The sequence below is a fragment of the Burkholderia sp. 10_S31 genome, from assembly GCF_056930375.1.
The window spans coordinates 1,021,857-1,043,143 of record NZ_JBXOWK010000001.1; the positions used below are offsets into that span (position 1 = coordinate 1,021,857).

The 21,287-nt window shown below is 68.4% G+C and carries 16 protein-coding genes and 1 riboswitch; of the genes, 12 read left to right on the top strand and 4 right to left on the bottom strand.

Going from position 1 to position 21,287, the window contains the following annotated elements:
• Positions 1–57 precede the first annotated feature (57 nt).
• The 9 genes from AC1Z3W_RS04685 to AC1Z3W_RS04725 all read left to right on the top strand — a co-directional run bounded on the left by AC1Z3W_RS04685 (position 58) and on the right by AC1Z3W_RS04725 (position 12,626).
• The gene (locus AC1Z3W_RS04685) at positions 58–1,641 is read left to right on the top strand and encodes a Na+/H+ antiporter (protein WP_483507137.1); all 1,584 of its coding nucleotides are present in this window, start codon (positions 58–60) and stop codon (positions 1,639–1,641) included.
• Positions 1,642–2,145: 504 nt separating this feature from the next.
• Entirely contained in the window at positions 2,146–3,279 is a 1,134-nt protein-coding gene (locus AC1Z3W_RS04690; protein WP_175826598.1) for a hybrid sensor histidine kinase/response regulator, read from the top strand.
• Between the two features lie 124 nt (positions 3,280–3,403).
• Entirely contained in the window at positions 3,404–5,080 is a 1,677-nt protein-coding gene (locus AC1Z3W_RS04695; RefSeq protein ID WP_483507138.1) for a methyl-accepting chemotaxis protein, read from the top strand.
• Complete coding sequence (locus tag AC1Z3W_RS04700; protein WP_124832485.1) at positions 5,077–5,589, top strand: chemotaxis protein CheW; 513 nt, start codon at positions 5,077–5,079, stop codon at positions 5,587–5,589. Before AC1Z3W_RS04695 ends, AC1Z3W_RS04700 begins: the two co-directional genes overlap by 4 nt.
• The gene (locus tag AC1Z3W_RS04705; protein WP_483507139.1) at positions 5,586–7,064 is read left to right on the top strand and encodes a CheR family methyltransferase; all 1,479 of its coding nucleotides are present in this window, start codon (positions 5,586–5,588) and stop codon (positions 7,062–7,064) included. Before AC1Z3W_RS04700 ends, AC1Z3W_RS04705 begins: the two co-directional genes overlap by 4 nt.
• A gap of 45 nt (positions 7,065–7,109) precedes the next feature.
• Positions 7,110–7,814, top strand: a complete 705-nt coding sequence (locus AC1Z3W_RS04710; RefSeq protein ID WP_483507827.1) for a chemotaxis protein CheW — start codon at positions 7,110–7,112, stop codon at positions 7,812–7,814.
• The gene (locus AC1Z3W_RS04715; protein ID WP_124832483.1) at positions 7,811–10,120 is read left to right on the top strand and encodes a hybrid sensor histidine kinase/response regulator; all 2,310 of its coding nucleotides are present in this window, start codon (positions 7,811–7,813) and stop codon (positions 10,118–10,120) included. The genes AC1Z3W_RS04710 and AC1Z3W_RS04715 overlap by 4 nt, the downstream gene beginning before the upstream one ends.
• Positions 10,117–11,136, top strand: a complete 1,020-nt coding sequence (gene cheB, locus AC1Z3W_RS04720) for a chemotaxis response regulator protein-glutamate methylesterase (protein WP_057924092.1) — start codon at positions 10,117–10,119, stop codon at positions 11,134–11,136. Before AC1Z3W_RS04715 ends, cheB begins: the two co-directional genes overlap by 4 nt.
• Before the next feature lie 67 nt (positions 11,137–11,203).
• A riboswitch (Fluoride riboswitch) is annotated at positions 11,204–11,305 on the top strand.
• A 79-nt stretch (positions 11,306–11,384) separates the two neighbouring features.
• Positions 11,385–12,626: a voltage-gated chloride channel family protein gene (locus AC1Z3W_RS04725; protein WP_057924091.1), complete on the top strand. Its 1,242-nt coding sequence runs from the start codon at positions 11,385–11,387 to the stop codon at positions 12,624–12,626.
• 86 nt (positions 12,627–12,712) lie between these two features.
• On the opposite strand, the gene AC1Z3W_RS04730 is transcribed toward AC1Z3W_RS04725, so the two are convergent.
• Together AC1Z3W_RS04730 and AC1Z3W_RS04735 are read right to left on the bottom strand one after the other, a co-directional pair.
• Positions 12,713–13,426, bottom strand: a complete 714-nt coding sequence (locus AC1Z3W_RS04730) for a riboflavin synthase (RefSeq protein ID WP_057924090.1) — start codon at positions 13,424–13,426, stop codon at positions 12,713–12,715.
• Between the two features lie 254 nt (positions 13,427–13,680).
• Positions 13,681–15,543 carry an ABC transporter ATP-binding protein gene (locus AC1Z3W_RS04735; protein WP_483507140.1) on the bottom strand — a complete coding sequence of 621 codons (1,863 nt, stop codon included), beginning with the start codon at positions 15,541–15,543 and terminating at the stop codon, positions 13,681–13,683.
• A gap of 485 nt (positions 15,544–16,028) precedes the next feature.
• Here AC1Z3W_RS04735 and AC1Z3W_RS04740 point away from each other — a divergent pair, with 485 nt between their 5' ends.
• Positions 16,029–16,910 carry a Dyp-type peroxidase gene (locus AC1Z3W_RS04740; protein ID WP_057924088.1) on the top strand — a complete coding sequence of 294 codons (882 nt, stop codon included), beginning with the start codon at positions 16,029–16,031 and terminating at the stop codon, positions 16,908–16,910.
• Between the two features lie 134 nt (positions 16,911–17,044).
• Here AC1Z3W_RS04740 and AC1Z3W_RS04745 read toward each other — a convergent pair whose 3' ends face one another.
• On the bottom strand, positions 17,045–17,446 hold the full coding sequence (locus AC1Z3W_RS04745; protein WP_124832482.1) for an OsmC family protein: 402 nt from the start codon (positions 17,444–17,446) through the stop codon (positions 17,045–17,047).
• Between the two features lie 117 nt (positions 17,447–17,563).
• Positions 17,564–18,484, bottom strand: a complete 921-nt coding sequence (locus AC1Z3W_RS04750; protein ID WP_483507141.1) for a LysR family transcriptional regulator — start codon at positions 18,482–18,484, stop codon at positions 17,564–17,566.
• A gap of 438 nt (positions 18,485–18,922) precedes the next feature.
• Between AC1Z3W_RS04750 and AC1Z3W_RS04755 the strand changes: the two genes are divergently transcribed.
• Together AC1Z3W_RS04755 and AC1Z3W_RS04760 are read left to right on the top strand one after the other, a co-directional pair.
• On the top strand, positions 18,923–19,987 hold the full coding sequence (locus AC1Z3W_RS04755; protein ID WP_483507142.1) for a helix-turn-helix domain-containing protein: 1,065 nt from the start codon (positions 18,923–18,925) through the stop codon (positions 19,985–19,987).
• A complete protein-coding gene (locus tag AC1Z3W_RS04760; protein ID WP_483507143.1) occupies positions 19,936–21,252 on the top strand; it encodes an Nramp family divalent metal transporter in 1,317 nt (438 codons plus the stop codon). Before AC1Z3W_RS04755 ends, AC1Z3W_RS04760 begins: the two co-directional genes overlap by 52 nt.
• Positions 21,253–21,287: the final 35 nt, after the last annotated feature.

The window sequence follows — 21,287 nt, forward strand, 5'->3', positions numbered from 1 at the left end:
GCCAACCGGGGTACGACACCGGTTGGCGTGCGCATTCATTCTTCACGAGGTCGATTCATGTCCCCCGTCTCGGCATTCAAGCTGGTTCTGTTGTCATTCCTCGCGATCGTCGCGCTCGAATGCATCGCCAAGCGGTTGCGGTTGCCGCCCGCGGCCGCGCTGCTGATCGGCGGCATCGGCATCGCGTTCATTCCCGGCCTGCCGCCGATCAACCTCGATCCGGAACTCGTGCTGCTCGTGTTCCTGCCGCCGCCGCTGATGGACGGCGCGTATTTCTCCGTGTGGGAGGAGTTCAAGCACAACGTCGGCGGCATCCTGATGCTCGCGATCGGCGCGGTGGTGTTTACGACGTTCGCGGTCGGCTTCGCCGTGCACTGGGTCGTGCCGTCGCTGCCGTGGGCCGCATGCTTCGCGCTCGGCGCGATCGTGTCGCCGCCCGACGCGGTGGCCGCGAAGGCGGTGCTCGAACGCGTCGCGCTGCCGCGTCGGCTGATGGTGCTGCTCGAAGGGGAAAGCCTGCTGAACGACGCGGCCGGCCTGGTGCTGTTTCGCTTCGCGGTCGCCGCCGCGCTGACGGGCGCGTTCAGCCTCGAGCACGCGGTCGTGCGCTTCGCGGAACTCGGGCTCGGCGGCGTCGTGGTCGGTTTCCTGGTCGGCAAGCTCGTCGTGTGGTTCCTGAAACTGCTCGACGACGACTATCTGGTGATTACCGTCGCGGTGATCGCAGGCTGGATCGCGTACATCGCGGGCGAGATGGTCGAGGTGTCGGGCGTGATCTCGACGGTGACGGCCGGCATGATCGTCGGCTGGCATCAGCACGAGGTGTTTTCGGCGGCCGTGCGCACGCGTGGCACCGCGTTCTGGCAGGTCATCGTGTTCCTGCTCGAGGCGATGGTGTTCGTGCTGATCGGGCTGTCGCTGCGCGGCGCGATACACCGGCTCGGCGGCTTCGAGCAGGTGCTCGCCACGATGGTGCCGCCGGTACTCGCGGTGCTGGCGGCGGTGATCGTGTCGCGTTTCGTGTGGGTCTATGCGGTCGAGGTGCTGAAGGTGCCGGTGCGCGGGATCGTCGGGCGCGGTATTCCGCCCGACTGGAAGGCCGCGACGATCATGAGCTGGGCCGGGATGCGCGGGGTCGTGACGCTGGCGATCGCGCTGTCGTTGCCGGAGGCGATGCCGGGCCGCGACGTGATCCTGGTCGCGTCGTTCGCGGTGATCCTCGTCACCGTGCTGCTGCAGGGCACGACCATCGGGCCGCTGATCCGGCTGCTGCGCCTGCCGCAGCAGGAGGAGCGCGCCGCGAATCACCTGACCGAGCCGATGGCGTGGGCGCATATCGAGGCGGCGCAGCTCGCGGCGATCCAGCCGCTGGTGCGCGACGAGCGCGGCAACGTGATTCACCCGCGCCTGCTGGAGCAATACACGTATCGCGCGGAGCTGACCGAGCGGGCGAAGAACGCGCCTGCGTATCCGGCGGAGGTCCGCACCGCGCACTACGACGTCGTGCTGGCCGCGATCAAGGCAGGACGTGTGGAATTGTTGCGCCTGCATCGTTCGGGTCGCATCCACGACGAGATGCTGCATATGCTCGAGCGCGATCTCGACCTGCAGGAAGTGTCCGCGCAGCACGCACGCGGATAACCGGCCGCGCGGGCCGGCCTGCGCGCACGGCCGTCGCTGCCGTGCTTGCCGGTTCCGGCCGGCTGCATCCCGTGCATTCGCGTCGCGGCCGATTCGGTCGCGGCGCGCTATTTCCCCCCTCCGTCCCTCCGATTCCACCGCGTCGGAATCCGGCCCCGATACGTTCGACGCGCGAGACTTGCAGCGCATGCAAACCTCGCGGCGCCGACTTCGCAAACGTTCTCGTCTTTCGCTTCCGGAAATGATCAGATTTATCTGAATCCCGCTCTTTCACCCTATTTGGCAAAACTAAACCGGAAGGAGATAGATGCTGTGTTCTAATTTAATTTAGAATCAGCCAGTTATCTTTATTGAGAGAAAGCACGCGGAGGTAATGCGACCGTCGTCGGGGAAAATCGACGCTCGGATCCCCGTGAGGCAATGCTGATAGGCCAGATCGGCAACAATAGGCGGATTTCTCAACCGCTAAATTAAGATAGCGTCCAAGTCGGATAAACAACTCCCATGAAAGAATCAATTGGAGATTTGGCGTTTGAAACGGTATTTATGAAAGAATCGAGCGGTGAAAATGCGCCGGATTGTCTCGAGTCGGGGCTATCGGTTCTGCTCGTTGACGATCAGCCGTTCGTCGGCGAGGTGATCCGCCGCGCGCTGCGCGGCGAGCACGATATCGATCTGCATGTGTGCACCGACGCACACCGGGCGATGGCGGTCGCGCGCGACGTGAAGCCGACGGTCATCCTGCAGGATCTCGTGATGCCGGACATCGACGGCCTCGACCTCGTCCGCGCGTGGCGCGCCCACGCCGATACCGCACGCGTGCCGATCATCGTGCTGTCGGCGAAGGAGGAGCCGATCGTCAAGCGCGAGGCGTTCATCGCCGGCGCGAACGACTATCTCGTGAAGCTCCCGGACGCGATGGAGCTGACCGCGCGCATCCGCTATCACTCGAATTCGTACCTGATGTCGCGGCAGCGCGACGAAGCGCTGGATTTCCTGTCGCACGACATGCGCTCGCCGCAGACGTCGATTCTCGCGCTGCTCGAGGTCTACCGGAGCGAGCACGGCGACATGCCGCCGATCATGGAGCGCATTGCCGGCCACGCCCGGCGCGCGCTCGCGCTCGCCGACGGCTTCATCCACCTGACTCGCGCACGCTCGGAGCGCCGCGCGCACGAGGTCCTGAGTCTCAACGAGATCGTGCTCGACGCCGTCGATCAGCTGTGGGAGAAGGCGGCTGGATTCGGCAGCCGGGTCGTGGCCCACGTGCCCGACGCCGAGTGCGTGACGATGGGCGACCGCTTGATGCTCACGCGCGCGGTCGTGAACCTGATCGACAACGCGCTGAAATACGGTCCGCCCGGCACGGACGTGCACTGCACGCTGAGCGACGACGGCGGTGCGTGGCTGATCGGCGTCGAGGATGCCGGCAATGGCATCGCGCCCGAGCAGCGCACGGCCGCGACCGAGTCGTTCGTGCGGCTCGAATCCGCGCACGGCGCGGCACGCAGCGGCTTCGGCCTCGGGCTTGCGTTCGTCCGTGCGACGGCCGCGCGGCATCGCGGCCAGATCCTGATGCGCAATACGGCGCGCGGCTTCATGGTTGCGCTTGTGCTGCCGGCACAGGCGGAGCGATGATTTCGCGGCGCGGCCCGCCGGTGCCGTGCCGCCCGCAGACTCCGATGCGCTCGTGGCGCGCCGTGCGGCGCGCAGGCGGGCGCGGTTTTTTTTCAACGCTGACTTTAGAAAGCCCATAACGAACATGGCCACCGTGACGCCCCGCGCGACCAATGAAAGCCTGCATCCGACGATCGGCGCTGGCCGGCTGACGCTCGGCAACCGCATCCTGCTCAGCTTCGGTGTGTTGTTCGTGCTGATGCTGGTGACCGCCGGCGTGTCCTACCAGCGTTTGCGTGCGATCAACGCCGAAGCGGTCAGCATCGAACGCGACTCGCTGCCCGGCGTCTATCTCGCGGCGTCGCTGCGCGGGGCGATCAACGAATCGTTCACGCAGCTGCAGCAGGCGACCTTCGTCGATACCGATCCCGAGCTCGTGCAGCGCGATTTCGCGAAGATCGCCGAGGCGCTCAAGGAAGTCGAGTCGTTGTCGCTCGACTACCAGAACACGACGTTCCGCGATGACGATCGCCAGCGCTTCGCGACGTTCCGCGGCTCCTTCGACCGCTACCTGCCGCTGCTGAACGAGGCGGTGCAGAAGAGCCACGTGTCGCGCGAAGAGGCCATCGCCGCTTATGCGAAGCTGCAGCCGTCGTGGGCCGAGGTCGTGCGCAACGCGAATATCCTGGTGCAGGAGAACCGCAAGTTCGCCGACCAATCCGCGAAGCTGATCCGCGAATCCGTGCAGGACACCGAGGTCGTCCTCGCAACTGCGCTGGCGATCGTGCTGCTGTCCGCGCTCGGGCTGGGCTACGGGCTGTACCGTTCCGTTACCGTGCCGATGGCGCGGCTCGTGGAAGTGCACGACGTGATGCGCACCGGCAACCTGACGCGCCGCCTCGACCTGCGTCGCCGCGACGAATTCGGCACGCTCGAAACGGGCTTCAACCGGATGGCCGACGAACTGACCGAGCTCGTCTCGCGCGCGCAGCAGTCGTCGCTGCAGGTGACGACGTCGGTGGCCGAAATCGCGGCGACGTCGCGCGAGCAGCAGGCGACCGCCAACGAAACCGCGGCGACGACGACCGAGATCGGTGCGACGTCGCGCGAGATCTTCGCGACGTCGCGCGACCTGCTGCGCACGATGAACGAGGTGGCCGGCGTGGCCGAGCAGTCGGCGACGCTCGCGGGCGTGAGCCAGGGCGGGCTCACGCGGATGGGCGAGACGATGCGCAGCGTGATGGACGCGGCCGGCTCGGTGAACGCGAAGCTCGCGATCCTCAACGAGAAGGCGCTGAACATCAACCAGGTCGTCGCGACGATCACCAAGGTGGCCGACCAGACCAACCTGCTGTCGCTGAATGCGGCGATCGAGGCCGAGAAGGCCGGCGAGTACGGCCGCGGCTTCGCGGTCGTCGCGACCGAGATCCGCCGCCTCGCCGACCAGACGGCGGTCGCGACCTACGACATCGAGCAGACGGTGAAGGAGATCCAGTCGGCCGTGTCGGCGGGCGTGATGGGGATGGACAAGTTCTCCGAGGAAGTGCGCCGCGGGATGCTCGACGTGCAGCAGGTCGGCGGCCAGCTGTCGCAGATCATCGCCGAGGTGCAGACGCTCGCGCCGCGCTTCCAGATGGTCAACGAAGGGATGCAGACGCAGGCGAACGGTGCCGAGCAGATCACGCAGGCGCTGTCGCAGCTGTCGGAAGCCGCGCAGCAGACGGCCGAATCGCTGCGCCAGTCGTCGCAGGCGATCGACGACCTGACGCTCGTCGCGAACCAGTTGCGCACCAGCGTGTCGCGCTTCAAGGTCGACGCGTGACGCGCGCCGAATCGCACGGCTGCGCGCATGCGCTGTTCCTGATGTTCGAGCTCGACGGCGAGCGCTATGCGCTCGACGCGGCCGACATCGACGAGGTGTTGCCGCTCGCGACCGCCAAGGCCGTGCCCGGTGCGCCCGAATGGATCGCCGGGCTGCTGATGCGCGGCGGTCAGCCGGTGCCCGTGATCGACGTGCCGATGCTGGCGCTCGGGCGGCGCGCGCATGCGCTGCGTTCGACGCGGCTCGTGATGGTTCGCTACCGCGTCGAGCAGCTCGACCGCGAGCGTGTGATCGGCCTGATCGTCGAGCGCGCGACGCAGACGCTGCGGATCGATCGCACGGCGTTCCATGCCAGCGGCGTGTCGACCGCGCGCACGCGCTGGCTCGGGCGCGTCGCGAACACGCCCGACGGGATCGTGCAGCAGGTCTCGGTATCGGACCTGATCGACGACGTTGCGCGCCTGTATCTGTTCGACGGCCAGCCGGGCCACGGAGGGGAGTCCGCATGAAAGCGTCCGATTCGCGATTTCGCGGCTGGCTGCTGCGCGAGACCGGCATCGACCCCGATTCGCTCGGCAACGATTTCCTGAGCCGCGCGCTGACGGAGCGCGTGCATGCGCTGCACGGCGACGGCGAGCGGCTGCCGTCGGCGGCGCGGCCGCCCGTCACGCCGGAAGCGCTCGACGCATACTGGCAGCAGCTCAACGCGTCGGCCGACGAACGGCGCGCGCTGATCGAACTGTTCGTCGTGCCGGAGACGTGGTTCTTCCGCGATCGCGAGGCCTTCGCGACGCTCGCGCGGCTCGCGGCCGAGCGGCTGGCCGCGACGCCCGGGCGCGTGATCCGCGTGCTGAGCGCACCGTGCTCGACCGGCGAGGAGCCGTATTCGGCGGCGATGGCGCTGCTCGACGCCGGGCTCGATCCGGCCAGCTTCACGATCGATGCGATCGACCTGAGCGTACGCGCGATCGAGCACGCGCGGCTCGGCTGCTACGGGCGCAACGCATTTCGCGGCACGGCGACCGAGTTCCGCACCCGCTACTTCACGCCGGCCGCCGACGGCTGGCTGCTCGACGAGCGCGTGCGCGAATGCGTGCAGTTTCGCCAGGCGAACCTGGTCGAACCGGGCGCCGCTACGGGCATCCGCTACGATTTCGTGTTCTGCCGCAACGTGCTGATCTATTTCGGCCGCGACGCGCAGGATCGCGTGATCGGCACGCTCGAAAGCTGGCTCGCCGACGACGGGATGCTGTTCGTCGGTCCGGCCGAAACGGGTGTCGCGATGCGGCACGGGATGCGCTCGGCGCGCGTGCCGCTGGCGTTTGCGTTTCATCGCATGCATGGCGGTGCGGCGGTGGACGCGGCGATGAACGGTTACGCGGCGCGGCATGCGGCGCCGATGCCCGCGGCCGCGCCGTACCGGCGCGCGGAGCGCTTCACGGTGGCACCGCCGGCCGCGGCGCGCCCGCTGGTGGCCGTCGCGCCGTCGACATGGGGCGGTACCGCGTCTTCGCCGGCGCCGCTCGCGCCGGACGAGCGCCCGACGGCGTTCGAGCCGACGGCCGACATGCGCGCAGACTCGCTGGCCAATGCGACCCAAGCAGCCCAAGCAGCCCAAGCAGCCCAAGCAGCCCACGCGACCCACGCGACCCACGCGACGCAGGCACCGCTCGCCGCCGCCGACGCGCCGACGCTCGAGGAAGCGCAGGCGCTGGCCAACGCTGGTGCATTCGACGAGGCCGAGCGCGTGCTCGCGCAGTTCTCCGCGCACGCCGGGCCGCACGCGGACGCGTTCTACCTGAACGGACTGATCGCGGATGCGCGCGGGCGGGTCGCGGAAGCGGGCGATTTCTACCGCAAGGCGCTGTATCTGCGGCCGACGCACCACGAGGCGCTGACGCATCTCGCAACCTTGCTCGACGTCGGCGGCGATGGTGCCGGCGCGCAATGGCTGCTCGAGCGTGCGCGGCGCTCGGCCGGATAATGAGAGTACGGGTTGGGAGCCGACATCGGGATGACCGAGGAACGAATGAACCGCGACGCCGTTGTCGCTGACGACACGACGATCGGCGTCGACGATTGCTGGAACCGGATCGGCACGCGCGGCGACCGCTCGTGCGAGCGGCTGGCCGACTGCCTGCGCTGCCTGAATTGCCCGGTCTATGCGTATCACGCGGCAAAACTGCTCGAACGCCCGCTCGGCGTCGCCGAGATGGCCGACGCCACGCAGCGGATCAGCGCGTTCGACGCGACCCGCGCGCACGGCGGCGACGATACGCGTCAGGCGGCGCTGGCGTTTCGCGTCGCCGACGAATGGCTCGCGCTGCCGATCGGCGTGCTGCGTGAGATCGCCGGCACGCGTCCGATCCATTCGCTACCGCATCGCCGCCATTCGGCCGTGCGCGGCGTGGTCAACATTCGCGGCACGCTGCGCATCGCGATCTCGATCGGCGCGCTGCTCGGACTCGAAGCGGGCAACGTCGGCCATGCCGGCGCGGACGGCCGGTTCACGCGGCTGCTGGTTGCCGCGCACCAGGGCGATCCGGTGGTGTTCCCGGTCGACGAAGTCGAGGGCGTGCTGCGCTTCGGCGCATCCGAATGGGTACCCGTGCCGGCGACGGTCGGGCGTGCAAGCGCCGGCGTGTCGCGCGGCGTGCTGTCGTGGCGCGGCAAGTCGGTGGGGCTGCTCGACGACGATCGGCTGTTCGACGCCGTCACACGGAGCATGCGATGAGCGGCGATGACGATCTGAGCCACCTGTCGCTGCTCGAGCTGTATCGCGAGGAGACGCGCACGCAGACCCAGTCGCTGTCCGAATGCCTGCTCGCGCTCGAATCGGGCGAACCCGACTCCGTCGCGCTCGAGGCATGCATGCGCGCCGCGCATTCGCTGAAGGGTGCCGCACGCATCGTCGGCGTGCCGCTCGGCGTCGACATCGCGGGGCGGATGGAAGAATGCTTCGTCGCGGCGCAGGCCGGCACGATCGCGCTGACGGCTACGCATGTCGACGTGCTGCTTGCCGGCGTCGACCTGCTGGTGCGCGTCGCCGATCCGCAGGCGCCGCCCGTGTCGTCGGCGGAGATCGACGCGTTTGCGCTGGCGCTGACGGGGGCCGACGGCATGCCCGCGATGCCGGCACCGGCCTTCGCGCCGCCGCCGGCGCTGCCGTCCGTCGCGCCGTTTCGCGAACACGACGGTGCCGCGAACGAGCCCGTAGGGGCCAGTGCCGCAGTGCCGCCGCTCGCCGTGTCGGCGGCCGTGCCCGATCCGGTCCCGGCTGGCCGCGCGGCTGGCGCGGGTGCGATGCGCCGCGTGCGGGCCGATACGCTGAACCGGCTGCTGAGCCTGTCCGGCGAGTCGCTCGTCGAATCGCGCTGGCTCAAGCCGTTCGCGGAATCGATGCTGCGCGTGAAGCGCGCGCAGCGCGACGCGGCCCGCTCGCTCGATCTGTTATACGAACGGTTCGCCGACGATCTCGATGCGGGCGTGCTCGCGTCGATGAACGAAGTGCGGCACATGCTCAACGACCTGCAGCGTTCGCTCGCCGAGCGCATGGACGAGTTCGACCGTTTCGAGCGCCGCAGCACGCATATCGCGGAGCAGCTGTACGACGAGGCACTGCAGTGCCGGATGCGGCCGTTCGGCGACGCGACGCGTGCGTATCCGCGCATCGTCCGCGATCTCGCGCGCTCGCTCGGCAAGCAGGTGCGCTTCTCGATCGTCGGCGAAGGCACGCAGGTCGACCGCGACATCCTCGACCTGCTCGACGCGCCGCTCGGCCATCTGCTGCGCAACGCGATCGATCACGGCGTCGAATCGCCCGACGCGCGCCGCGCGCGCGGCAAGCCGGACGAGGCGAGCGTGACGCTGGAGGCGCGTCACAGCGCCGGCTCGCTGCTCGTCAGCGTGATCGACGACGGGCCGGGCGTCGACATGGACGCGCTGCGCGCGGCGGTCGTGCGCCAGCGCCTGACCGACGACGAGACGGCCGCGCGGCTGTCCGATCCCGAGCTGCTCGAATTCCTGCTGCTGCCGGGCTTCTCGATGCGCGACGCCGTGACCGACGTGTCGGGGCGCGGCGTCGGCCTCGACGCGGTGCAGGAGATGGTGCGCGGCGTGCGCGGCGCGGTGCGCATCTTCAACGAGCCCGGTGCGGGCATGCGCTTCGTGCTGCAACTGCCGCTCACGCTGTCGGTGATCCGCAGCCTGCTGGTCGAGGTCGGCGGCGAGCCGTACGCGTTCCCGCTCGCGCACGTGCGCCGCACGCTCGAACTCTCGCATGACGACATCGACGTGCTCGAAGGCCAGCCGCATTTTCCGTTCGACGGCCGGCGTGCGGGCCTCGTCGCCGCGCATCAGCTGCTCGATGCCGGCGAGCCCGACGCCGCGCGCACGAGCACGGCGGTCGTGGTCGTCGGCGGCGAGCCCGAGCTGTACGGCGTCGCCGTCGACCGCTTCCTCGGCGAGCGGATGCTCGTCGTGCAGCCGCTCGACAGCCGCCTGAACAAGATCCAGAACATCGCGGCCGGTGCGTTGCTCGAGAACGGCGACCCGGTGCTGATCGTCGATGTAGAGGACCTGATCCGCTCCGTCGACAAGCTCGTGCGCGGCGGCCAGCTCGCGAAGCTCACGCGCGATCCGCAGCTCGCGCGTGCCGACCGGCGCCGCCGCGTGCTCGTCGTCGACGATTCGCTGACGGTGCGCGAGCTCGAACGCAAGTTGCTGGAAAAGCGCGGCTACGACGTGACCGTCGCTGTCGACGGGATGGACGGCTGGAACGCGGTGCGCAGCGACGCGTTCGACCTGGTCGTCACCGACGTCGACATGCCGCGCATGGACGGGATCGAACTCGTCACGCTGATCAAGAACGATCCGATGCTCAGGCGCTTGCCGGTGATGATCGTGTCGTACAAGGATCGCGACGAGGATCGCCGGCGCGGGCTCGATGCCGGCGCCGACTACTACCTCGCGAAGAGCAGTTTCCACGACGAAGCGCTGCTCGATGCGGTGCATGACTTGATCGGGGATGCGCGCGGATGAACATCGGCATCGTCAACGATCTGCCGCTTGCCGTCGAGGCGCTGCGCCGCGTGATCGCGCTGCGTACCGATCACCGCGTGCTGTGGGTGGCGACCGACGGCGACGAGGCCGTGGATTTCTGCGTCGCGCATCCGCCCGACCTCGTGCTGATGGATCTCGTGATGCCGAAGCTCGACGGCGTGGCCGCGACGCGGCAGATCATGGCGCGTGCCCCGTGCGCGATCCTGATCGTGACCGCGAGCGTCAGCGCGAACACGTCGTCGGTCTACGAGGCGATGGGCGCCGGCGCGCTCGACGCGGTCGACACGCCGTCGCTCGCGCTCGGCCTGCCGTCGGATGCGGCACCGCAGCCGCTGCTCGCGAAGATCGACCAGATCGGCCGGCTGCTCGAAAGCCGGACCGCGACGCTCGTGCCGTCCGCGCCGGCGCTCGCGCGCGGCCAGCCGACGCTGATCGCGATCGGCGCGTCCGCGGGCGGGCCGACCGCGCTCACCGCGCTGCTGCGCGCGCTGCCGGCCGATTTTCCGGCCGCGCTCGTGATCGTGCAGCACGTGGACCAGGCGTTCGCGCTCGGCATGGCGGATTGGCTCGACGGCTATACGCGGCTGCCCGTGCGCGTCGCGCGGCAGGGCAGCGTGCCGCAGGCGGGCGAGGTGCTGCTCGCGGCGACCAACGATCACCTGTGCCTGTCGCCGCGCGGCGTGCTCGGCTATACGCGGCATCCGGCCGAGACGCCGTACCGGCCGTCGATCGACGTGTTCTTCAACAGCGTCGCCGACGGCTGGGAGGGCGATGCGCTTGGCGTGCTGCTGACCGGGATGGGGCGCGACGGCGCGCTCGGGCTGAAGGCGATGCGCGCGAAGGGTTGCTACACGATCGCGCAGGACGAGGCGACGAGCGCCGTCTACGGGATGCCGAAGGCGGCCGCGGCGATCGGCGCGGCGTCCGCGATCCTGCCGCTCGAGCGGATCGCGCCCCAGCTGATCTCGCGCGTGAAGCGCATGCCGCTCGACTGACGGTGCGCGGCGGGCCGGCCGGCCCGCCGGCCCGCATTGCGTGCGACGCGCGGCGTCGCGTACAATTGCCGCCTGCGGAGATGGCATGCCTCCCTGCGGCCGAGCCCGGCGCGTTGCGCGGTTTGGCCCTCAACCGCCGGTTTGCCCGGCTGATGATGCCTGCGTGTTCCTGGGTTGTCAGGAGGTCGCAGGCCGTCCATGCGGTATTCTGCCGCCCAGGTTTTGATGTCCTGTCGAAACTGGAAATCATGTTTTTCTCGACTTCTGCCGATTTTTTCGCGACCGTGCGCTACGTGTGCCGCTGGCTCGCACTCTCGGCCTTGCTCGGCGCGCTGGCCGGCACGGCTTCCGCGCTGTTCCTGATCGCGCTCGACTGGGCGACCGGCACGCGCGTCGCGCATCCGTGGCTGCTGTGGGGGCTGCCGGCCGCCGGCTTCGCGACCGGCTGGGTCTACCACCGGTTCGGCCAGTCGGTCGCGCGCGGCAACAACCTGCTGATCGACGAGATTCACGACCCGAAGGCGCTCGTGCCGAAGCGCATGGCGCCGCTCGTGCTCGTCGCGACCGTCGTCACGCACCTGTTCGGCGGGTCGGCTGGCCGCGAGGGGACGGCCGTGCAGATGGGCGGCGCGCTCGCCGATCGCGTCACGCACCTGTTCCGGCTCGATCGCGAGCATCGGCGCGTGCTGCTGATGGGCGGCATCGCAGCCGGGTTCTCGTCGGTGTTCGGCACGCCGCTCGCGGGCGCCGTGTTCGGGCTCGAAGTGCTCGCGATCGGCCGCGTACGCTACGACGCGCTGCTGACCTGCGTCGCGTCGGCGATCGTCGCGGATGTCGTGTGCCGTGCGTGGGGCGTGCATCACACCGTTTATGCGATTCCGTTCGTGCCGGCCGTCTCGGCGACGGGGCTGGCCGCGACGGTCGCCGCGGGCATCGCGTTCGGCGTCGTCGGCCGGCTGTTCGCGTTCGCGACGCACGCGCTGACCGCGTGGTTCCGCCGCGTCGTCCGCTACGCGCCGCTGCAGCCGGTGCTCGGCGGTGCGATGGTGGCCGTGGCGGCCACCGTGCTGAACGTGCCGCAGTATCTCGGTCTCGGGATTCCGACGATCGAGGCCGCATTTCACGGGCCGCTGCCGGTTTACGATTTCGCGGGCAAGTTCGCGTTTACGGTCGTCACGCTCGCGTCGGGATTCAAGGGCGGCGAAGTGACGCCGCTGTTCTACATCGGCGCGACGCTCGGCAATGCGCTCGGCCAGGTGCTTGCGCTGCCGGTGCCGGTGCTCGCGGGGCTCGGCTTCGTCGCGGTGTTCGCGGGTGCGGCCAATACGCCGATCGCGTCGACGATCATGGCGATCGAACTGTTCGGCGCGGATGTCGGCGTGTATGCGATCGTGGCTTGCGTGGTCGCGTATCTGTTTTCCGGACACGCAGGGATTTACCGGTCGCAGCGGGTGGCGGTGGGGAAGGGCGTACAGGTGGAGCCGGAGTGACGTCGGCGTACGGGGCGGCCGGCCCGGGCGGGTCGACCGAAACCGATGCCCGGTGATCCCGCCGATCACCGGGAACAGGGTGTCCGTTACTGCTTCGGCAGCCGCGCGACGTTTCGCGCGAGCAGTTCCTCGATGTCGATGCCCTTCTCGGCGAGCAACGTCGTGACGACGCCCGTCAATTCCCCGAGCGTTTCCTTGACCGATTCCCGGATCGTATCCACGACGACCTGGGTGCTGCGCTCGATCTCGATATTGACCTTGTCGTTGACGCCCTTCGCATCGAAGGTGGTGGCGCGGCGCGTTTCGGGGATCAGCCAGACTTCGAACCAGCCTTCGTCGCGATTGACGTCCGACACGGTGAGGCTGCAGCCGTTGATCGCGATATAGCCCTTCGCGAACACATAGCGCTTGAAATCGGCCGGCACGCCGATGCGGATCATCCGGTTGTGTTCGGACGATGCGATGTGCAGGATGGTCCCCATGAAGTCGACGTGACCGGACAGCGGATGTCCGCCGATCTCCGCGCCGTCCTTCGCAGCCCGTTCCACGTTGACGCGGGCGCCGGTCGTCAGGTCGGCCAGCGTGGTGATTCTCAGGCTCGGCAACATCACGTCGAAGTCGATCAGCACCGGGGAGTGGATGGTTGTCACCGTCAGGCAGACGCCGTCGACCGACACGCTCGCGCCGATCTCGATGTCGGCGGTAAATCCGTCGGGGAATTCGATGCTGAACGTTCTCAGCTCGCCGTGATCCTTGATCGCCGCGATGACGCCAACACCCTGAACAATGCCTGTAAACATGATCTGCCTTTCGTCGCAAATTGCCTGGCCCGTATGATAAGTGATCCCGGCGGGCGGCGTTGCGGGCGGGGCTTCGGGGCGCAAGCGACGGCCGTGGCACCGTGTTCGAACGTCGCCGGTGTTCCCCGCGGCTCCGCCATTTCGTGACAGGAAAGGCCGTGCATCGGCACGGCCTCGATCCGAGCCCGAACACCGGCCAGGCCTGGCCCGGCGCGTGCAACCGTCTCGCCGGGCCACGTCGCGTCAGGTCCGCATCACACCGCAGCCGGCTCTCCCAGCGGCCCGGCATCACCGTCCGCCATGCGCCGCGGCGAATCGATCAAGCCCTTCGCCAGCTCCAGCGCCTGCCGCTCGAACAGCCGGCGATACATCCCGCCGTCGATGCGGATCAGCGCGTCGTGGCTGCCTTCCTCGATCACCTTGCCGCGATCGAGCACGAGCAGGCGGTCGAGCGCGCGCACCGTCGACAGCCGGTGCGCGACGACGAGCGTCGTGCGGCCGACCATCAGCCGCTCCATCGCCTGCTGGATCAGCACCTCGCTTTCGCTGTCGAGGCTCGACGTTGCTTCGTCGAGAATCAGGATCGGCGCGTCCGCGAGGAACGCGCGCGCGATCGCGACGCGCTGGCGTTCGCCGCCCGACAGCTTGATCCCGCGCTCGCCGACGAGCGTGTCATAGCCGTCCGGCAGCGCGACGATGAAGTCGTGCGCGCTGGCCAGACGCGCGGCGCGCTCGATCTCCGCGCGGCTCGCATCGGGACGGGCATACGCGATGTTCTCCGCAAGCGTGCGGTGGAACAGCACGGGCTCCTGCTGGACGATCGCGATCTGGCTGCGCAGCGAATCCTGCCGCACCTGCGCGATGTCCTGGCCGTCGATCGTGATGCGGCCGCCCGACACGTCGTACAGGCGCTGGATCAGCTTGATGAACGTCGTCTTGCCCGAACCGGAATGGCCGACGAGGCCCACGCGTTCGCCGGGCGCGATGCGCATCGAGAAGTCGTCGTACAGCGGTACCGGATGATTGCCGTAGCGGAACGTCACGTGCTCGAAGCGGATCTCGCCTTGCCCGATCCGGATCGTCTGCGCGCCGGGACGATCGTCGATGCCGAGCGGCTGGCGCTCGAGCGCGACGAGCTCTTCCATGTCGTTGACCGAACGCTGCAGGTTGCGGATGTGCATGCCGACGTCGCGCAGGTAGCCCTGCAGCATGAAGAACATCGTCAGCGAGAACGCGATGTCGCCGACGCTCGCTTCGTCGTTCGCCCACAGCCGCAGCGCGACGCCGATCATCGCCGCCTGCATCGCAACGAGCATCGCACCCTGCAGCCCGCCGTTGAACGTGCCGCGCACCCACGTGCGGCGCGTGCGCTGACGCCACTTGCCGATCACGCGCGCGAGCCGCGCTTCCTCGCGCGTTTCCGCGCCGAATGCCTTGACGACCGCATTGCAGCTCACTGCGTCCGCGAGTGCGCCGCCCATGCGCGTGTCCCACATGTTGCCGAGCCGCGCGGCCGGCGCGACGATGCCGAGCGACACGGCGACCGTCACCGAGATGTACAGCAGCGAACCCGCGCCGACCACGAGCCCCATCACCGGCCAGTGCGTGCCGAGCAGCACGGTTGCGCCGACGAGCATGGTGATCGACGGCAGCAGCGCGATCAGCACCGTGTCGTTCAGCAGGTCGAGCGCCCAGATGCCGCGCGTGATCTTGCGCACGGTCGACCCCGCGAAGCTGTTCGCATGCCAGTCGGTCGAGAAGCGCTGCACGCGATGGAACGATGCGGCGGCGATTTCGCTCATCATCTTCAGCGTGAGCGTGATGATGTTCAGGTAGACGCCTTGCCGCAGCAACGTCGCGCCGATGCCGAGCGCGGCCAGCGCGCCGAATGCGGTGACGGCCGAATGCCACGCGGCGTCGCGGTTCGTCAGGCCGGCCGACAGCGCATCGACGAGGCGCCCGGCGAACAGCGGCGTGAGCACGTCGGCCAGCGCGCCGAGCAGCGCCAGTGCCGCGATCGCCGCGATGCGCACCGGCTGCTTGCGCCAGTAGCGGAACGTGAAGCCGAAGACGGCCTGGAATGCCTGGCCGCCCAGATGGGTGGTTTTTCTGGTCATGTATCGTTGCCCGGCGCATCGCGCGACGGGACTTTCCGGTTCGGAGAACGTCGAAAACGCAACAGCCGGGCCGCACGGACGACGCGGGCGAAACGAAACGGGCTGTCGGGAAGATGCGCGGGCCGGCGGGTCAGTGAAGCACTCGGGAGCCGGCGCGGACGACGGGCTGGATCAGCCGCGTCGTGGGACCACGTTCGGGAAGGTTGCTGGCATTCGGAACATCTGCACCTCCTCGAAGTGAACGGTTGAAAGGACGCCGAAAAGACGTGAAGGGATTTTATCAGCAGTGCCGGACGCGCCGCAATGTCTGACGAATGCGGCGTTGCAGCGTCGATACGGTTAGTATTCCGGGTTTCGGCCCTTTTTCGTGTGCGTTCCGCGATGTGGCGGCGCACGGGTTAGCGGGCCCCATCGATTACACTTTGCGGTTGCGTGCCGGCCGCTGCGGCCCCGCAGATTCACCACGATACATTTCTGAGGAAACGATGAGCGACGTTCAGCAAGGCATCCTGGCTCCGATCGACACGGCGGCCCGATACCTCACTTTCACGATTTCGAACAACGGCAATGTCGCGGCGGCGCTGACGGCGTTGCGCGAGCTCGTCGACGGGCGCGACACGGTCGCGGGCTTCGGACATGCGCTGGCCGCGCACCTCGGGCACCCGGTGCCGGGCCTCACCGAATACCCGGCGTTCGCGGTGAACGACCGCACGCTGCCGATTACGCCGGCCGACGTATGGGTCTGGCTGCGCGGCGACGATCGCGGCGAACTCGTGCTGCGCGCGCGGGCGATCGAGCGGGCGCTCGCGCCGGCATTCGCGCTGCAGGACGCGGTCGACGGGTTCCGCTATTCGAACGATCGCGACCTGTCGGGTTACGAGGACGGCACCGAGAACCCGAGCGGCGACGATGCGCTGGCCGCGGCGATCGTCACGGGCCAGGGTGCGGGACTCGACGGGTCGAGCTTCGTCGCGGTTCAGCAATGGCTGCACGACTTCGACCAGATGGAGCGCATTGCGTCGGGGGACATGGATAACATCATCGGCCGCCGCCGCTCGGACAACGAGGAACTCGACGATGCGCCGGAGTTCGCGCACGTGAAGCGCACCGCGCAGGAGAGCTTCGAGCCGGAGGCGTTCATGCTGCGCCGTTCGTCGCCGTGGTCCGATGCGCGCCGCGCGGGGCTCTACTTCGTCGCGTTCGGTTGTTCGTTCCGCGCGTTCGACGTGCAGATGCGCCGGATGAGCGGCGCGGACGACGGCATCGTCGACGGCCTGTTCCGCTTCACGCGGCCGCTGACGGGCGCGTATTTCTGGTGCCCGCCGGTGAAGGACGGCAAGCTGGATCTTTCCGCGCTCGGACTCTAGGCCCCTGCGGCATAGGCAAACGGGCGGGCCGCGCATCGTGCGCGGTCCGCCCGTTTTGCTTGTTGCGCGTCGATCGTGTGCGGAGCAGTGCGGTGCGACGCTCGCCGGGCGTCACACACCCGGCACGTAGCGCGTCAGTTCAGCGTCGTTTCGATGCGCGTGCCGCGCTTGATGAACAGCGTCACCGGCGTTTTCTCGCAGATTTCCGCGAGACGCTGGCGCTGCGCGTCGTCGAGCGGGCCGTCGAGCGTCACGACGCGGCGCACGTACTGCTGACCTTCGCGATCGGCATGCAGTTCGGCGTGCACGTCGATGCGCACGGCCGGCCACGTCTTGCGCTGCATATACATGCGCAGTGTCGCGGCCGTGCACTGTGCGAGGCCGGCCAGCACGAACTCGAACGGCGCCGGCCCGAGGCCCTGGCCGCCTTCGCGCGGCGCTTCGTCGCCGGTCAGCGCATGCGTGCCGGCCTGCAGCTGGACGACGTAGTCGGGCGCGTCGGCGGCGAGGGTGGCGGCGGCGTGGATGAGCGGCATGGCAAGTCTCCGGTAAGCGGGAAAGAGGGGCCGCGATGATGCGCGGCGTGCGAGCCGTCAGCATACCGTCCTGGCTGAAACCGCGGGCGCAGTGAGCGTCGACGAGCGTCGATGGGATCAGCCGGCGACGCCGGCAGTCCTGCGTACGAGCGTGGCGACGCGTTCGCGCACCCACTGGTGCGCGCGGTCGGTCTCGCGCGATTCGTGCCAGTACGCGAGTAGCGGAAACGGCTTGAGCCGCAGCGGCAGCGGCTGCACGGCGATCGGCAGCAACGCCGCCATGCGCAGCGCATACGTGCGCGGCAGCGTCAGCAGCAGGTCGCCCGCCGCCGCGATCTGGCAGGCGGCGAAGTAATGCTGGCACACGAGCTGGATGTGCCGGAAGCGTCCGTCGTTGCCGAGCAGCACGTCGAGCGATTGCGGTTCGCCGAGCGACGACACCGCGATATGCCGCGCGGCGAAATAGTCGCTGCGTCGCAGCGGGTCGCTCATCAGCGGATGATCGTGTCGCATCGCGACGACGAGCGAATCGTCGAGCAGGTGTTCGGTCGAGATGCGCGGGCCGGTTTGCACGCGCCGATCGACGGCGAGATCGAGATTGCCCGACGCGAGTTCGCGTTCGATGTCGTGCACCGCGATGCGGCGGCTCACGAATCGCAGGCCGGGCGCTTCGTCGGCGAACGCGGCGGCGATCTGCGGCAGCGCGATCGATTCGAGCACGTCGCGAATGCCGACCGCGATGCTCAGGTCGAGCGTCGCCGGGTCGAATGCAGCCGGGTCGCGCGCGGTGCGCTGCAGTCCGGCGAGATGAAGCTGCACGTCCGCGATGATCGCGCGCGTGCGTTCGGTCGGCACGACGCGGTTGCCCTGGCGGACGAACAGCGGATCGTCGAAATGCGCGCGCAGCCGGTTGAGCGCATGCGTGACGGCCGGCTGCGTCAGGTGCAGCGCGCGGGCGGCTGCACCGATGCCGCCGTGCACGTAGACGGCGTCGAGCACGCGGAACAGGTTCAGGTCGAGACGATGATCGGCGGGCACGGACGAAGTCGGCGTGGTGGACGGTGGAGCGATTCTAATGGATGCGCGGACAACGGAACGCCAGGGCGCGCGTGCGTTCGTTTGCATCGGCGTTGCCGCGAACATCGCCCATATCGGGAATGCCGCGCACGTCGCGCGTCCGCACGTCGCACGCGTATTTCGGCGCGGGATGCGATCGGCCGGCGAAAGCCTGTAGAAATCCGCCATCATGCTGTCACTGTCGGCCATTTCGCGCCAAGGACAGCGCCCGACAGCACCCGTTCGGCTAAGATGCCGTCGCTTCATATTTCGAGATAGCCGTCCTGTCGCACCTGTTCAAACCCAATATAAGCCTGACAGTTCGACGGTATTAGAAGAAGTCGAAACAGTCCGGGGGCTTGGCCAGTGGAAGCAGCAGATCAGAGATGGGTCGTTGTCTATTTGAGTTCGGGGTTTTCCTTGGCCCAGGCCGCGCGTCTCGGCGAGGCCTTCAACCTGGCGAATCGCCTGCACGCGTTCAGTGCGGGTTACCAACTGAAGTACGTATCCGAAAGCGGGGGATTGCTGCAGTCGTCGTCCGGCGTGAAGATCGCCGCCGATGCGCTCGGCGACGAGCACGGCCATCGCGCGCTCGCGTTCTTTCATCTTCACGGTGAGCGCGCGTCGGTCAACTGGAGCGATGCATTGCGGCGGCGCCTGACCGACATTCGCCGGCATGCGCGATGGATTGTCGATGCGACGGACCTGTCGACGCTCGCGGCGTCGCAGCGGCAGGCGGATGCCGGTCACCCGCGAACGGATCGCGCCCGCCGTGCGGCGGCAACGATCGAACTGCAGGGCGGGGAGGCCGACGTGTTCGCGGCCGTGCTCGACATGTTTCGTGCCGATCTCGGCGACAGCGCCGCGCAGGAGATCGCCGGCAACCTGATGCAGCCGGTCGAGCAACGCTACGCGCAGTCGATGTGGGCGTTTCGCGAACTGAGCGCGAGCCCGTCGATCCGGATGTCGGCGCAGCAACTGCGCGCGCAGAGCGCGAACCGCATCTCGATCGCGGAAGTCGCGCGGACGGCCGCGATGAGCGAGCGCAATTTCCTGCGGCGCTTCAAGAAGGAAATCGGCGTGACACCGACCGAGTTCGTGCAGCACGTGCGGCTCGAGCGCGCCTGCCACATGCTGATCCACACGACACTGCCGGCCGACAAGGTCGCGCGGCGCACGGGCTTCGGCAGCGGCGAGCGTCTGGCGAAGCTGTTTCGCCAGCGTCTCCAGGTGTCGCCGACCGAATTTCGCATCGCCGAGCGAGAGCGGATCCTGACGAACGGCGCCGGGGCGCCCGACCCGCAGCCGGCGCCGCAGCAGCCTGCGAAAGCCGATGGCGACCAGGCGAGCCTGGGCATGTGCACCGATACACGGGAGAAAGTAGGGCGGATGACCGTAAAATCATCGTGTCGCGATCACGATCCCCGGTTTCCATGCCCTTGCTTCCCACTACCGCCACCGCCCCCTTCTGCCCGTCGGAAGTAAAGGGCAGCATCACGATCGACGCCGGCGCGTCGCGCTGGATGAAGCTCAAGCGCTTCTTCGGCCCGGGTCTGCTGGTCGCGATCGGCTATATGGATCCCGGCAACTGGGCCACCGACATCCAGGCCGGCTCGCAATTCGGCTATTCACTGCTGTGGGTCGTCGCGTTCTCGAGCCTCGCCGCGATCTTCCTGCAGATGCTCGCCGCGCGGCTCGGCCTCGTCGCGGGCAAGGATCTCGCGCAGGCCAGCTACGACCGTTACGGCCCCTTTGGCCGCGTCGTGCAGTGGGTGACCGCCGAGGTGTCGATCATCGCGTGCGACATCGCCGAAGTGCTCGGCTGCGCGCTCGCGTTCAAGCTGCTGCTCGGCGTGCCGCTCGCGTGGGGGATCGTGCTGACCGCGCTCGACACGGTGATCGTCCTTGGGCTGCAGGGCAAGGGCGTCCGGCAGATCGAGGCGATCGTGCTCGGGCTGATCGCGACGATGGCGTTCTGCTTCGTCGCGCAGGTCGCGATCACGCCCCCCGACTGGCATGCGGTCGCGAAGGGGCTCGTGCCGGGCAACCCCGGCCACGACAGCAAGGACGCGATCGTACTCGCGCTCGGCATCGTCGGCGCGACGATCATGCCGCACAACCTGTATCTGCATTCGTCGGTCGTACAGACGCGCCATGTCGTCGGCGGCGCGCGCGGCCTGGTTCGCGACACGCTCGCGCTGGTGCGGATCGATACCTGCGTATCGCTGTTCGTCGCCATGCTCGTCAACGCGGCGATCCTGGTCGTCGCGGGCGCGGCGTTCCATGCGACCGGCCAGCACAACGTCACCGACATCGAACAGGCGTACCGGCTGATCACGCCGATCGCGGGCGGCGCTGCCGCGCTGCTGTTCGGCATCGCGCTGCTCGCGTCCGGGCAGAGCTCGACGCTGACCGGCACGATCGCCGGCCAGGTGATCATGGACGGCTTCCTGCATACGAAGATCCCGTGCTACCAGCGCCGGCTGATCACGCGCGGGCTCGCGCTCGTGCCCGCGCTGATCGGCGTGCTGTGGCTCGGCGAAAATTCCGTCGGGCAACTGCTCGTCTGGAGCCAGGTGCTGCTGAGCCTGCAACTGCCGTTCGCGATGTGGCCGCTGATCAGGTCGGTCAGCGATCGCAACACGATGGGCGAGCATGCGATCGGCCGCAAGATGCAGGTCGCCGCATGGGCGCTGTTCGGCGTCATCACCGGCACGAACCTGCTGCTGATTACGGGTGTCGCGGGCTGATACAGCCTGTCACAGGCTGATACAGGCACGTCGCA